The sequence below is a fragment of the Rhizobium sp. PEPV16 genome (genome assembly GCF_008919455.1).
Lineage (GTDB): Bacteria > Pseudomonadota > Alphaproteobacteria > Rhizobiales > Rhizobiaceae > Rhizobium > Rhizobium leguminosarum_Q.
Window position 1 is genome coordinate 1 of sequence record NZ_VSZV01000307.1, and the last position, 13,800, is coordinate 13,800.

A 13,800-nucleotide genomic window follows, 5' to 3' on the forward strand; every position below is an offset into this window, starting at 1 on the left:
CCCTTCGGGCCACCTTCTCCCCGCTGGGGAGAAGAGGGAGCAAGCCTCGCCGACCGGAAAAGAAACCTAATCGCATGGCCGCCCCCACCGCCACCGTGGATCTCTCCGCCGCCCTGATCACCGCTCCGGTGCCGATCGGTCATTGGCTTGCCATCCTGCCGGTCGCCCATTGCATCACGCTCGGCGCCGTCCTGCTGATGCTGCGCGGCTATCCCCGCCTGCAGGCCTGGCTTGCTATTCCGGGTCTTGCGGCGCTGGCGCTGATCGATGCGGCGCTGCTTGCCAAGGTCGCGGCCGACGGGCCGCTGACCATGGTCATGGGCCGCTGGCTGCCGCCCTTCGGCATTGCCTTCACCGTCGATCTCTTCGGTGCGCTGATGGCCTTCACCGCAGCTCTGGCCGCACTCGCCGGTGGCATCTATGCGCTGGCCGATATCGGCGAAAGCGGCCGGCGATACGGCTTCTTCCCGCTGCTGATGCTGCTGATGGCCGGCGTCACCGGCGCCTTTCTCACCGGCGATATCTTCAATCTCTATGTCTGGTTCGAGGTGCTGCTGATCTCCTCCTTCGGGCTGATCATCCTTGGTTCCGAACGTGAGCAGATCGACGGCGCGCTGAAATATGCGGTGCTCAATCTGATTGCCACGACCCTGTTTCTGGTCGGCGTCGGCATTCTCTATGCCGCCTTCGGCACGCTCAATATGGCCGATATCGCTGCAAAAACCGGGGATTTGCGCGGCACGGCGCCGCTGATGACGCTGGCAAGCCTCTTCCTGCTCGCCTTCGGCATGAAGGCGGCAGCCTTCCCGGTCAATTTCTGGTTGCCCGCCGCCTACCATACGCCGCGCATCGTGGTCTCCGCGCTGTTTGCCGGCCTGCTCACTAAGGTCGGCATCTACGCGCTGATCCGGGTGATGGTCATGCTGTTGCCGATGGAGCGCCAGGAATTGAGCCTGGTGATCGCGCTCGCCGCCGTCGCGACCATTGTCGTCGGCGCTCTCGGAGCGCTTGCCGAAAACGATATCCGTAGGCTGTTCGGCTATGTCGTCATATCGGGCATCGGCAATATGCTGGCGGGCGTCGCACTCGGCGGCCTTGGCGGCATCAGCGGCGCTGTCTTCTATGCGCTCCATTCCATGGTGCTGATGACGGCGCTTTATCTTGCCGCCGGCGAGATCGCCCGGCGCGGCGGCGGCTTTTCTCTCTCGGCCCTCGGCGGGCTCTACAGGCAAAGCGGCGGCTTTACCGCGCTCTCCCTCGTGCTCTTCCTTGCCGCCTGCGGCCTGCCACCCTTTTCCGGCTTCTGGCCGAAAGTCATTCTCGTCAAGGCCTCGCTTGATCTCGGTGCCTGGTGGTTAGCGGCCTCGATCCTCCTCGGCGGTTTTCTGACGACGATTGCCTTCGGCCGTCTCTTCCTGCTCGCCTATTGGCGCCCGGCGCCGATAGCTCCGACGCCGATAGCATCGTCGCCGACAGCCCGGAGGCCGCCCGGGGCCAGGTGGCGCACGGGCCTGCCGCTCGCGGCACTGACAGCGCTGGTCGTCGGTTTTGGCATCCTGCCGGAACAGTTGCTGGCGCTGTCGCAATCGGCCGCTGCCGGCCTGGCCGATCCCCAGGCCTATCTTCATTCGGTCTTCCCGGAAGGGCGCGCGCCGTGATCTTCTTCCTCTTCAACCTGTTGCTTGCCATTGCCTGGGTCGCTGTTACCGGCAGCGCCTCGCTGCACAATCTCGTCCTCGGCTTGCTGCTCGGGGCCTTGGCGCTGGTCATCATCCGCGAGTCATTCGGCGGCAAGGGACATATCCCCCGTGTCCTCCCGGTGCTCTCGCTCGCCGCTCTGTTCCTGAAGGAATTGTCGCTGTCGGCCTGGAAGGTCACGGTCACTGTCCTCTCGCCCGATATGAAGCTGAAGCCCGGCATCTTCGCCTTGCCGCTGACGGTGACGAGCGATTTCGAGATCACTTTGCTCGCAAACCTCATCACGCTGACACCCGGTACGCTTTCGGTCGACGTCTCTGCAGATCGCCGCACGCTCTATGTGCACGCGCTCGATTGTTCCGATCCCGAGACGACCAAGCGTGATATCGCCAACGGTTTCGAACGCAAGATCATGGAGGCCTTCCGGTGATCACACCTGCCGCCATCGTCGCACTCGCATCCTCGGCCGCACTCGTCATTCTCGGCCTGGCGCTGATTCTGACCGTCTGGCGCGTCGTTGCCGGTCCGACATTGCCGGATCGGATCCTCGCCCTCGACATGCTGACCGGCATCGCCATCGGCTTCATCGCCGTCATCGCGGTCAAGACCGGGTTTTCGCTCTATATCGATATCGCCATTTCGCTCGGCCTCGTCGGTTTCCTGGCGACAGTCGCCTTCGCCCGATTCGTGCTGTCGCGCGGCAACATCAAATCGAAGCCGCCCGCCGCTGCGGCAAACGGCAACACGCAAAAGCGCCGGGCAGGGGGGAAGAAGCGATGATCGATTATATGGTGGCTGCCGTCACCGCCCTGCTGCTGATTGCCGGTGCTTTCTTTGCGCTTGCGGCGGCGATCGGCCTGGTCAGGCTGCCCGATCTCTATACGCGCATGCACTCGGCCTCGAAAGCGGGCACTGTCGGCTCCGGCCTGTTGCTCCTTGCCGCCGGCCTCTATTCAGAGGACCCGGCGATTCTCGCCCGCGCCATTGCCGGTTTCGTCTTCTTCCTGCTGACGGCGCCGGTGTCCGCCCACCTGCTTGCCAGAGCTGCCCATCGTTCGGGATATGATCTCGGTGCACTCTCGGTCCGTGACGATATCAGGGATCGTTGAGCCTATGCTGTTCGGGGACTTTACCAGATTTATGCAAAACTTATGCACAGGAAGCTGTGAGTAAAGCTTGCCGAAGAGCCCCTCAATTCTTCATCTGTCATTTTTTCTCAAGAAAAACGACAAATAATAATTGGCCTTTCGACCAAACGATGGTATTTGAAAATGCAAGTAGAGTTCTGATTGTGGATTGCAATCGTACTGCTTCCAAGTCCCTCAGTTTTGATTTTTAATGTCTAAACTGAGGCCATCGCCTGGGGCATGACGTAGTGGTTTCCAGTCAGGCAGTATAAGAACAGGTCACGCTCTTCGGAATCTAGGGGTGGATTTCGCGTTTTTCGAAACAGAAGGTCGCTTCCTGTGCTTTTGCTGTTCGCTTCTACGAGGCGGGTCTTTGGCGTGTCAGTCAAAGACCGTTTGAGCATGCTAACAGGAGAAAGAATATGACGGATATAGCGACCGGCAATGCGCCGGAGCTGCTTGTAGAACTGACAGCCGACATCGTCGCGGCCTATGTCAGCAACCATGTTGTACCGGTCAGCGACCTGGCCAATCTGATTTCCGACGTGCATTCGGCACTGAGCAACACGTCCGTACCGCAGCCTGCTGCGGCGATCGTCGAAAAGCAGAAGCCTGCAGTTTCTGTCCGCAAGTCCGTACAGGACGAGCAGATCACGTGTTTGGAATGCGGCGGCAACTTCAAGTCCCTGAAGCGTCACCTGATGACGCATCACAGCCTCTCGCCGGAAGAATACCGCGAGAAGTGGGACCTGCCGACCGATTACCCGATGGTAGCGCCCGCTTATGCCGAAGCGCGTTCGCGCCTGGCAAAGGAAATGGGCCTCGGGCAGCGCCGCAAGCGCGGCCGCGGCTGAGCTTTTTCGAAAGCATCGACGACAAAAAGCCGGGTCTTTTGCCCGGCTTTTTGTGTGCTTTTTCAAGACGAAGAAATACTCATTCCGATATTTAGAGCCTTTCCGGGTTAGATTGAAGCATTCTGTTGGCTCAAACGGAGTTGGATGGTCGACCGGCCGGCCCGTTTCGGCCGGACGCCACGACAGCGTAAGCGGTCCCGTCTTATGCTTTGCCGACAGGCTTAGAATGTATTCCTATACTATGAGAAAGTGTTAATATACTCGATTGCCGAGCCGGCACCGACCCGCTCGCCCGTCCTGGGGCCATCAAAGCAGGCCAGCCACGAGTACGGTCAAGCCGCAGCGCGGACTCTTGCCTCTTCGCGGATCCTGTTCACCATCGACCGCAGTCCGTTCGAACGCTGCGATGACAGGTTCTCCACCAGGCCGATCTTCGAGAATATCTCGAAGGCATCGAGCCCGGCGATCTCGGAGGCCGTCTTGCCGGAATAGGTGGCAAGCACGATGGCGACGAGGCCGCGCACGATATGGGCGTCGGAATCACCCTCGAAGCTCATGACGGGATTGTCGGGATCGCCCGCCGTATGGCTCACCAGCCACACCTGGCTGGCGCAGCCCATCACCTTATTCTCGGAGGTACGCTTCTCCTCCGCCAAGTCGGGCAGCGCCTTGCCGAGTTCGATGACATAGCGGTAGCGGTCTTCCCAATCGTCCAGGAAAGCGAAGTCGTCGATGATCTGGTCGAGGGATGCCATGGAGAAGCCTTTCACTATTGAAGCAGTTCCAGCAAAAGTGCGCAGCGGTTTTGCGTCCGGAATGCGTCAGGAAATGCTCTAAGACTGCATATAGGTGAAAGACCGGCAGATTTGAACCGTTAAAAAGAAACGCCGTGAGGGATGGGCATCCTCACGGCGCAGCAACATGCTGAATTAAACAGGGCAGGCACGTCAGGCATGGGGCATCTCCGCGTCATGCGGACCACCGATGCAAGCTGGTTAAGGGTCAGGTCGCCGGCTTCGGCGTCGGCAGCGGAATGGCGCCGGTCACCACCGCCTCAGGCGAGGCATCATCCTCGACCGGCGGACGGTAAGGCATCGGCTGGTTGAGCGCGGCCTTGGCCTCGCGCACCTTTTCCTGGATGGCAGGCGTGGTGAGGGAAGGCATGTTGAGCGCCACCGGCATCTGCGGTTCGGCAAGCTTTGCGGTTGCCGGCGCCTCATCTTTGAACTGGCTGTCGAGAAGTTCATAGGCAACGCGGGCGCCTTCGCGGGCCCGGTAGCCGAGTGCGGTGAGGGTCTCGGTGCCCTTGGCGCAGACCTCGGGTTTCTCCGAGCACATGCCGGTCAAATAGTCATAGGCGCCGCTTGCCGCCGTGAACGCGTCGGAAAGCTGCAATTGCGGGCCGTTGGCGAGCTTGTCGGAATTCTCCGTGCTGAAGACGGAAAGAAGCACGAGCACGAGGCCAAACCAGAAGGATCCTTTGATCAGAAACCACATTGTCGTTGCCCATCCTGTTTTCCCCGTCCGGTTCTTGTCGCCGAATCAGGCCGGTTGTCCGGTGTGTTTTCACCCTACCGCCAAGTTGCGAATGCCGCTTTTCGAAACTCACGCGCATTTGCGGCAAATTTAGTTCAAATTTTAGCGAACGGCATTTGAGCCGTATTTTAGTCGAATGCGAGCGATCGCCGTTAAGCATCAGGGCAGCACCTGCTTGCAATTGCAGGACTTTTGCCGGCTCGCCTTGCCACAGGAGTTAACGCAATGCTGAAATATGAGGAAAATCCGTCGCTTACCCCCTATTAACCACAAAAGGCAAAGAGCCTTCCAGATGCTTCAAAACGAGAATTTCGGCCGTTTCTGGCTGTGAACAGCGCTTTTGCCTTATCCTTTCTTTAAGTCGCCAAGGCCTATTGTCCGGATCGATAGACAGCCTTTCGGGCAGGTATTGCGTGCGTGTAATGAGTAACATTGGCGGCTGGATGACGGCCCTCGTAGACCGGGCAGCGACAAGCTGGCTCTCCCGGACGGGCGGCGGTGAAGCCGTGCGCCAACGCGAGCTCGCGATCCTGCGCCGCCTCGTGCTGCTCTCGTCGGCTGCTCTCGTTGCCGCTCCTATCGGTCTTTCGGCGGTCACCAGTCCGGCCGTGGCGCTGCCGGCAGGTGTCGCCATGGTCTGCGCCGCCTTTCTCTTTTCCGCCGTCGGCAGCATCGCGCTCGCCCGTCAGGGCTCGTCCGCCGGTATCGCCACGCAGTCGGCCGAGGATTTCTTCCTTGCCGCCACCCCGGGCCTCGTCTTCTTCCTCGACCCGCATGGCAGTGTGGCGACCGTCGGTGGTCGCGACCGACGCGATTTCCTTGCCTGGATGCGCGATCCGAAGGGCAGGGGCTTCCTCGAGCAGGTGCATGTCTCCGACCGCATCCTTTTCCTGCAGGCGCTCGATGGCCTGCGCCGGGGCGAGGATGCTCAGAGCGTCGACCTGCGCCTCGACCGGCCCTCGGTCTCGCGCGATCAGCGCCAGTTTGCCTATCTGAGAATGGACATGACGGCCCGGCGCGATGCCGACGGCGAGCTTGCCGCCGTTATTGCCCAGCTGCGCGATGTCTCCGTCGAGCAGCAGCTGCGTGACGAAGCCCAGAACCGCGCGGCCGATGCCGAATCGGCAAATGATGCCAAATCGCGCTTCCTCGCCGCCGTCAGCCATGAGCTGCGCACGCCGCTGAACGCCATTCTCGGTTTTTCCGATATCCTGATCGGCGAATATTTCGGCAAGTTCGAAAACGACCGTCAGCGCGAATATGTCGGCCTGGTCCGCGAATCCGGCGCGCATCTGCTGTCCGTCGTCAACACCATGCTCGATATGAGCAAGATCGAAGCCGGCCGCTACGAGCTGATCCTCGAAGCCTTCGACATATCAAGCTCCGTCAAATCCTGCGAATCGATGCTGGCATTGCAGGCGAAGACCAAGGGCCTCACCCTGACGAGCCGTATCCAGCGCGGCCTCGGCGAGGTCGTCGCCGATCAGCGGGCCATCCAGCAGATCCTCATCAATCTCGTCGGCAATGCCATAAAGTTCACCGAGGCCGGCGGCGTGGTCTCGGTCGATGCGGCAGCGCGCGACGGCATCCTCAAGCTGACGGTCAGCGACACCGGCATCGGCATCCCGGCCAACAAGCTGGCATTGCTCGGCCAGCCCTTCGTCCAGATCCAGAACGACTATACCCGACAGTTCGAAGGCTCCGGCCTCGGTCTCTCCCTGGTCAAGGGCTTGGTGGCGCTGCATGGCGGGTATTTCGCCATCGCCAGCCAGCCGGGCGAAGGCACGATCATTACCATTGAGATCGCAATGGACGGCTCGGGTGCCCAGCACGCCGAAGACGCCGGCCATGGCGCGACTGTCGAGTTTCCGCCGCGGCTGAAGGGCGCGGTCAACACAGGTGCAGAATTAGAAGAGGGGCGTTTCGATGGCCGCGCGCAAGCGAAAATCGCCTAAGGGAAAAAGGGGACGGCAGCAGCCGGGCCTTCTGATGTCAGGCGCTGGCGCCCTCGGCGGGCTCGGCCTGCAGGGCGCATCCGTGCTCGGCGGCGTTATCGGCCGCAATCCGTCGGTCGCCGGCGGCACGATCACCTTCGCCGTCATCTTCTCCTTCGTCGCCGCCAATGCGCTCTGGTATCAGCCGGGCCTGCATCCGCATCCAATTTTCCGCACCCGCGATCCTCAATCTCCGACCGTGCTCGGCGCCCGCCGCCCGGCCGAGGAGCAACAGGGTGACGTCACCACCTTCCGGATCGAACGGCCGCAGGATACCGCCACCACCAACGCGACGCCGGCGCCTGCCGCACCCGGCCAGCAGCCGAGCCAGCTCGTCATGGACATCCAGCAACAGCTGGTGCGCCGCGGCCTCTATAACGGCATACCCGATGGCATCATCGGCCCCCGCACCAGTGCGGCCATTCTCTTCTTCGAAGAGACCGTCGGCATGACCCAGACCGGCGATCCGACACCGGAGGTGCTAGTGGCGCTCAAGACCGATGCCGCCGGCCCCTCGACCGTACCCGCCGAAAAGCCGCCCGAGGATGTCAGCTCGAAGGCGGCGGCTGAAGACCCGGTGGCAGCGGCGATCCGCAGCGCCGAGAAGACCGTCAAAACGGTTCCATCGGCGGCAAAGCAGGTTCCATCAAGCCAAATCACCAATGTCGACCTGGTGTTGAAGATCCAGAAGGGTCTTTCCAACATGGCCTATGCCAATGTCGGCGTCGACGGCGTCGCCGGCGAGCAGACCCGCGCGGCCATCCGCCATTTTCAGAAGCACTACAACCTGCCCGAAGACGGCGAGCCGAACCAGGCGGTGCTGAAGAAACTCAAGGAAATCGGCGCGATCTAGCCGCCATGATGCCGCACGGTTGGCTTCGCCCTACAACCTAAGTCTAAGGCGAGGCTGCTGTTTGCAACTTATTAACCATGTTGACGGAAGCTTTTCTGATTGGGCGGAGGAGCGTCGGACATGCATGCGCTGAAGGCGATAGACGATCTGGCCGGAGAGCCGGCGGTCGAAGCGGGAGGGCCTGATCGCGAGGCGCTGCGCCGCATCCTGCTGCGTCTTGCCGAAGAAGCCTCCACCCTTGGCATCGATCTCGTCGATATCGCCGGCGCCATCCAGGACATGGCGGGAATGTCGGCCCGGCATGCCTCCGCCTTCGATCATGTTACCCGCACCGCGCTTTCGATTGCCGAGACCAACCGCTCGGTCGCCATGTCGCTGCGCGAGACCGACCGCACGGCGGCCGAGGCCCGCCACATGCTGAAAGAATCGGCCGACCGCCTGACGGGCTCCGTCGCCGAGATTGGCCACATGGTCCAGTCCTCCAACGAGATCGGCGCTGAGATCGCCGGCTTCTCGAAGTCGCTTGCCGACGTCGATAATATCGCCGAGGAGATCAGCACCATCGCCCGCCAGACCAACCTGCTGGCGCTGAACGCCGCGATCGAGGCGGCGCGCGCCGGTGATGCGGGCAAGGGGTTTGCGGTCGTCGCCACCGAGGTCCGCGCGCTTTCGCTGCAGACCTCGAAGGCGACCGGCTCAATCCAGCAGACGCTGGACGAACTGCGCGTGAAGATCGACCGGCTGTCGGCCGCCGGCAGCGATGCGCGCGACAGTGCAGCCGGCGTGCGTGACAAGTCGGAGGCGATGCGCGGCGCCTTCGAAAGCATGGAACATGTCATCACCCGCATCCTGGACAGTTCGACTGTCATGGCCAACACCACCGAGGCGGTCGATCAGCAATGCGCCGGCTTCGTCGAGAAACTCGGCGAGATGTCGGCCGAGGTCGCCGGCTCGAATGTCAGGCTGCAGCAGGCGGCAAAACGCGTCGACAGCGTTGTCGGCCTCTCGGAAACCCTGATCCAGCTGACGGCGAGCGCCGGCGTCAAGACCGCCGACAGCCGTTGGATCGAGGAAGCGCAGTCGGTGGCAAGACAGATTTCCGGCGCCTTCGAGCGCGCCGTCGCGGAAGGGCAGATCGGGCTCGATGCTCTTTTCGACCGGCGGTATCGGCCGATACCACGCTCCGATCCGGCACAGATGATGGCAGCCTTCACCGAACTCACCGACCGTCTGCTGCCGCCGATCCAGGAACCCGTCACAACCTTGGACGAGCGCATCGCCTTCTGCGCGGCGATCGACGAGAACGGCTATCTGCCGACCCACAACCGAAAATTCTCGCAAGCCCAGCGGCCTGGCGACACCGTCTGGAACACTGCCAATTGCCGCAATCGCCGCATCTTCGCCGATCGCGTCGGCCTTGCCGCCGGCCGCAGCACCGCGCCCTTCCTCGTCCAGACCTACAGGCGCGACATGGGCGGCGGCAATTTCGTGATGATGAAGGATATCTCCGCTCCGATCACAGTGCGCGGACGGCATTGGGGCGGATTGCGGTTGGCAGTCAAGGTCTGATTTGGGGATCAAGGTCTGGCCCCGAGGTCAAAATTTGACCGCGGATTGCCGACGCCTGCGCCCGTCTAAAGCACGTGCAATCTTTCAGATTCACGTCTCGCGCTTTAAGTCTTTATTTCCCGCATGTCCTTATCGCAAAACTGCTGCACACTTTTGCGCGACATGCTTTATACCGCACCGATGAGATTACGCGCCGACATCTTCGTTTCCGCCCTCCTGCGCCGCGTCTTCGCCAGCGGCGATTTCGCCGCCGTCGAGAAGAAGGGTGCGGAGGAAGCGGGTGCGATCTTCATCCGCCAGCACTTCCGCAACGGCCTGGAAACGCTCTATGCGCCGGCGCCCCAGACCGCCTTCGACGAAGGCCAGGCCGGCGACCGCCTGTTCGAGGTCCGCCTGTCGCGGAGCGATCCGGAAGCTGTCCGCGCGATGCTGGAGCGCGAACGCAAATTCGACCCCGATCTCTGGATCGTCGAATTGGAGGCGGAGGAACTGGGGGATATGATCCCGATTGCGAAGGACGGCTGATAGCCAAGACGCGCGTCAGCTTCTCACCTTTTCGAACAGCTCGCCATGCGGTGAGGTTAGTCGTTCTAATTCAGCGAGACCGCCGCCCCATGACGCGCATGTCGCGCTGCGGCGGCGCCTGGCGGATGAAGCGATAGTCGGGTGTTGCCGCCGGTGCGGCCGCATCGGGCGCTTCCGGCTTATAGGTGTAGCGATCGGCGCGCCTCCAGGCTTCGACGCGTTCGTGGCATTCTTCCGGGTCGAGCGCATCGAGCACCATCCAGCCGCGAGTGACGTTGTGGTGCTGTTCGGCAAGGTGCGGATAGAGCCTTTCGAGCACGAAGACAGCATCGAGAAAGCCCATGCCGAGGCTCGTCAGCGTCGTGGCGAGCTGCTGGCCGGAAAGATCGAGCATGATGCGCTCGGCAAGCCAGCGGCTGGCGGAAAGCGCATCGGCAAGTGCGGTCGCGAAATGCGTGGCCTCACGCGAGCGGGCGAAGCGCACCAGCAGCGCCTCCTGAATGTCGGTGAGCGTGCGCAGACCGAGCCTGTCCTTGTCGGCACGGCCGAGATGGCCGGCAAGGCCGAGGATGCGCTCGCGCAACGCCTCTTCATTGGCAACCCGCTGTTCCTCCAGCGCATCTGCCTCGTTGGTCTCGGTAGGCGCCGGCGAAAGTGGAACCGCCGGCGATTCCATGATCGGCGCCGATGCGGCCGCCGACCGCGGCTGGCTCTGGCGGAGCGCCACCAAAGCATCGATGACCTTCGGCGAGAGTGAATCGCGGCTGACGATCGCCTTGACATGCGTTGCACCCTGCATGCGCGCGATGGTGATCAGCGTATCGTCGGCGATTGCCTTTGAGGCGGTAAGAAAAGGGGCCGCGATCTCGATCGGCTGGTTGCCGATGAACAGCGCCACCGCGGCTGGCATGTTCTTGCATTGAGAAAGGGCGGCGACCGCCTGGCGCTTGGCCTCGTCGGAGGAGGCCTGGAACAGCGGCATGAAAAGTTCGGCGAATTGGCGCAGTTCGGACCGTGTCGGATGAGACAGGTTCTCGAAACTGCTGACAGTCGCCATCAATACCACGTCCTTTTTCCTGACGGCCAAGGGGCCTTCTAGGTCTCGAAACCGGTCACGCACAAATACACCCCGAAAACGCAGAATTAGGGGACCAAGGGCCGATATGCGCTGGCGGAACGCATGTCAGGCCATACGGTTATGAACAAATCCTACACCGGTACGGTTAATGCATGCTGAAGATTTTATTAAAATGCAACAGAAATATACACGCGAAACGTGTTGCGATATGGTTAGCCGGCAATATAAAAATGCGTGGTTTGGAAGGCGTGCTGCGACGATTGCGCATCGCTGCCGTGATGGTGGAAAAACTCAGGCGATCCTGTGATCGCGGAGCGCGTGCAGCAGTTTTTCGCGGCTGTCGTAACCGGCCTGATAAAGGTCGAGTGCTGCGGATGCCGCGAATTGCGCGTCGACGCTTTTGATGTCGATGCGCCGTTCTGTGCACCAGGCATCAAGCGCACTACGCAGCACGTCGAGATCTTCAGGCGAGAAAGATGAATTGACCAGCAAAGACATCGCTTGCCCTCCGCATTCCGGCAAGAACGTGAAAAATCCCCGATCGATCGGAGCCCGGAAACGTGTGATCGACATGATCGAACATACGCGCATCTGAGCGCCTCGCAATTAAATATTTTCATGATGCATTTCTGCAACGTCGCCCTTTTTCCGGCCGGCGGGTTCCCTGTCCCCGTGTCAACTATATGAATTGCTTCTAATTTTATCCGTCGATCTCCAGCCGGTCGTTTGCGCAGGCGGGGTGAAACCAAATCAACTCTTCGAGCGTTAAAGGGAAGTAGCGTGAACTGTGTTTGGCCCCGGCCGAATATTAGTAAACTGTTAACTGTCATCTGTCTCAATTCGGATAGGAACGACGCGATTTGAGTATTTGGATCGTTGAAACTCCGCATCACGGTATTTCAATCAGGTGCCGTGGGAAAGGCGCGAATGCCCTCGGTCCGGTCATTCCGGCACTGCAGGACGCGCCGGCTCGCATATTGGCGGGCAGGGTGAAATCCATCGCAACTTCATCCGTCTCGGGCAGTGCATGGAGACGAGAATGGCAATAGTAGTCGCATTGGCGGATCGGCGGCCGCGGGCGCCGCGTCGCCCGGACAAAGAGCCCCGCGAAGCCAAGATCCTTTGGTTCACCGGCGTCCGCTACGAGCGGTTGGCCGAGAGCCCGAAACATCGTCCGGCGCCCGCGCCGCGCGTCAACAAGAAGTAACCGCTTTTCAACCTCAGCGAGCGGCGAATTGCTCGCAGCCGGCTTCCGTCAGGAAGTTGCGCGCAGCCTCATCGAAGCTCGCCTGCGGCGCCAGCGTCCGCAGCACGGCATAGCCGTCCGGCCGTGCCATTTCCACCAGGATTGCCTGCTGCAGCTCCTGCGGCAAGTTCTTGCGCAGGTCTGTCAGTTGGATGGGACTGCCGGCCAGCACATCGAGCGCGCCGCCGACCGATGTCCTGTCGTTCATGCTGAAGACCTCGTTGGAGGCGCTGTCATAGATCGCGATCGACCAGAAAGGCACATTGCCCTTGGCGGTGAAATGTACCGGCGCATCCTCGACGTCGAAGGAGCAGACGGCGGTGCGCAGGAAGGGGTCGCCATTGGCAAGGCCGGCCTCGTCATATCGGTCGCCGAGCAGGTAGAAATTATTGAGGTCGCCCTCTGCCTCCACGCGGGTCGCCGCATCCCTTCCGGTGAAATGCGGCAGCGACAGGATGATGATGAGATGCAGCAGGGCTGCGCCGAAAAGGCCGGTCAGGACGGCGAAGAATATCCTAAGCATTGCCGCATCCGGTCTTGGTGAGCTTCGGCATGGCGAGGTCGATCACGCCGGAACTGCCGGCTGTCGGTGTGTCGAACAGCGTCAGGACCAGCCGGAAGGTGCCGGCCTCTGGCAAGGCCAGCCAGTTGCCCGGCTGCGCGACGGCTGAGATCTCGATCGAGAAACTGCTGTCTTGATTGCGCAGCACCGTCCAGGAATTGAGCGCTGAGGGATGCCCGGTCTTCACCGCTGCCGGATTGCCGCCATTGTCGGCGGTAAAGAGGGTCCAGAGCCGGGCAGGCGGCGTCTGCCCGCTGATGCGGTAGCGGCAGTCGGCATTCAGTCGCGCGCCCTCGTCGTCGACGCTCGCCGTGAAGGTCAGGCCCTCGGCGCTGCCATAGAGCAGCTTGCCGGCGCGCGCGCGATGCGACTTGGCGTAAGGATCGGCCTCGACCGTCTGCAACGCCGGAAAGGCCTCCCAGGCACCGAGCTTGATCGCCCCGAAACCCTGTGTCGCATCCAGCGCATAAAGCGAAATCATGATCCCGCCGCCGAAGGCGACGATCAGCGTGATCGCGATAAAGAGGGGGAATCGAAACACGTCATGACCTTGGAAACCATATCGGATGAAAGGGTTACCACTGATTCTGGCAGGGTGGAATGCCGGGCAGTGACATAGGCGCTGATTGATCCCCGGTTATGTCCATGCGGCAAAGCCGTCATGTCCATGCGGCAAAGCCGTCATGTCCATGCGGCAAAGTCGTCTGCCAACTGCGCCAATACGGCCTTTCACCCAGAGGTGCCGGCAGGCGGATGAG

General features: G+C 61.5%; 16 protein-coding genes. 10 read left to right on the forward strand and 6 right to left on the reverse strand.

Translation table 11 applies throughout. From position 1 onward, the window contains the following. The first annotated feature begins 74 nt into the window (after nt 1-74). The 5 genes from FY112_RS16495 to FY112_RS16515 all read left to right on the forward strand — a co-directional run bounded on the left by FY112_RS16495 (nt 75) and on the right by FY112_RS16515 (nt 3,679). Nucleotides 75-1,658: a Na+/H+ antiporter subunit D gene (locus FY112_RS16495; RefSeq protein ID WP_151518874.1), complete on the forward strand. Its 1,584-nt coding sequence runs from the start codon at nt 75-77 to the stop codon at nt 1,656-1,658. Then, nucleotides 1,655-2,128: a Na+/H+ antiporter subunit E gene (locus FY112_RS16500; protein WP_151518875.1), complete on the forward strand. Its 474-nt coding sequence runs from the start codon at nt 1,655-1,657 to the stop codon at nt 2,126-2,128. The genes FY112_RS16495 and FY112_RS16500 overlap by 4 nt, the downstream gene beginning before the upstream one ends. Then, on the forward strand, nt 2,125-2,478 hold the full coding sequence (locus FY112_RS16505) for a cation:proton antiporter (protein WP_017959629.1): 354 nt from the start codon (nt 2,125-2,127) through the stop codon (nt 2,476-2,478). The genes FY112_RS16500 and FY112_RS16505 overlap by 4 nt, the downstream gene beginning before the upstream one ends. Continuing rightward, nucleotides 2,475-2,807 carry a monovalent cation/H(+) antiporter subunit G gene (gene mnhG, locus FY112_RS16510; protein ID WP_094086399.1) on the forward strand — a complete coding sequence of 111 codons (333 nt, stop codon included), beginning with the start codon at nt 2,475-2,477 and terminating at the stop codon, nt 2,805-2,807. The genes FY112_RS16505 and mnhG overlap by 4 nt, the downstream gene beginning before the upstream one ends. Nucleotides 2,808-3,247: 440 nt before the next feature. Further along, a complete protein-coding gene (locus FY112_RS16515) occupies nt 3,248-3,679 on the forward strand; it encodes a MucR family transcriptional regulator (protein ID WP_003557810.1) in 432 nt (143 codons plus the stop codon). Nucleotides 3,680-4,011: 332 nt separating this feature from the next. Here the strand turns inward: FY112_RS16515 and FY112_RS16520 are convergent, their stop codons facing one another. After that, complete coding sequence (locus FY112_RS16520) at nt 4,012-4,434, reverse strand: SufE family protein (protein WP_017959631.1); 423 nt, start codon at nt 4,432-4,434, stop codon at nt 4,012-4,014. Nucleotides 4,435-4,681: 247 nt separating this feature from the next. Beyond that, nucleotides 4,682-5,176 (reverse strand): DUF5330 domain-containing protein, encoded by a 495-nt coding sequence (locus FY112_RS16525; protein ID WP_151518876.1) that lies wholly within the window; start codon nt 5,174-5,176, stop codon nt 4,682-4,684. Between the two features lie 461 nt (nt 5,177-5,637). On the opposite strand from FY112_RS16525, the gene FY112_RS16530 reads away from it, so the two are divergent. From FY112_RS16530 to FY112_RS16545, 4 genes are all read left to right on the forward strand, one after another. Then, nucleotides 5,638-7,170, forward strand: coding sequence for a HAMP domain-containing sensor histidine kinase (locus FY112_RS16530; protein WP_181018231.1), 1,533 nt, complete (start codon nt 5,638-5,640; stop codon nt 7,168-7,170). Beyond that, entirely contained in the window at nt 7,142-8,062 is a 921-nt protein-coding gene (locus FY112_RS16535; protein ID WP_131622047.1) for a peptidoglycan-binding domain-containing protein, read from the forward strand. The genes FY112_RS16530 and FY112_RS16535 overlap by 29 nt, the downstream gene beginning before the upstream one ends. Before the next feature lie 120 nt (nt 8,063-8,182). After that, nucleotides 8,183-9,631 (forward strand): methyl-accepting chemotaxis protein, encoded by a 1,449-nt coding sequence (locus tag FY112_RS16540; protein WP_151518878.1) that lies wholly within the window; start codon nt 8,183-8,185, stop codon nt 9,629-9,631. Nucleotides 9,632-9,811: 180 nt separating this feature from the next. Further along, nucleotides 9,812-10,156 carry a DUF1491 family protein gene (locus FY112_RS16545; RefSeq protein ID WP_026158596.1) on the forward strand — a complete coding sequence of 115 codons (345 nt, stop codon included), beginning with the start codon at nt 9,812-9,814 and terminating at the stop codon, nt 10,154-10,156. Nucleotides 10,157-10,226: 70 nt separating this feature from the next. Here the strand turns inward: FY112_RS16545 and FY112_RS16550 are convergent, their stop codons facing one another. Together FY112_RS16550 and FY112_RS16555 are read right to left on the reverse strand one after the other, a co-directional pair. Next, the gene (locus FY112_RS16550) at nt 10,227-11,276 is read right to left on the reverse strand and encodes a DUF2336 domain-containing protein (protein WP_131718894.1); all 1,050 of its coding nucleotides are present in this window, start codon (nt 11,274-11,276) and stop codon (nt 10,227-10,229) included. 249 nt (nt 11,277-11,525) lie between these two features. Beyond that, entirely contained in the window at nt 11,526-11,732 is a 207-nt protein-coding gene (locus FY112_RS16555; RefSeq protein ID WP_026158597.1) for a hypothetical protein, read from the reverse strand. Nucleotides 11,733-12,273: 541 nt separating this feature from the next. On the opposite strand from FY112_RS16555, the gene FY112_RS36780 reads away from it, so the two are divergent. Then, nucleotides 12,274-12,441 carry a hypothetical protein gene (locus FY112_RS36780; RefSeq protein WP_003546657.1) on the forward strand — a complete coding sequence of 56 codons (168 nt, stop codon included), beginning with the start codon at nt 12,274-12,276 and terminating at the stop codon, nt 12,439-12,441. A gap of 13 nt (nt 12,442-12,454) precedes the next feature. Here the strand turns inward: FY112_RS36780 and FY112_RS16560 are convergent, their stop codons facing one another. Next, on the reverse strand, nt 12,455-13,003 hold the full coding sequence (locus tag FY112_RS16560) for a DUF1254 domain-containing protein (protein WP_094086393.1): 549 nt from the start codon (nt 13,001-13,003) through the stop codon (nt 12,455-12,457). Next, a complete protein-coding gene (locus FY112_RS16565) occupies nt 12,996-13,583 on the reverse strand; it encodes a DUF1214 domain-containing protein (RefSeq protein ID WP_094086392.1) in 588 nt (195 codons plus the stop codon). The genes FY112_RS16560 and FY112_RS16565 overlap by 8 nt, the downstream gene beginning before the upstream one ends. Nucleotides 13,584-13,800: the final 217 nt, after the last annotated feature.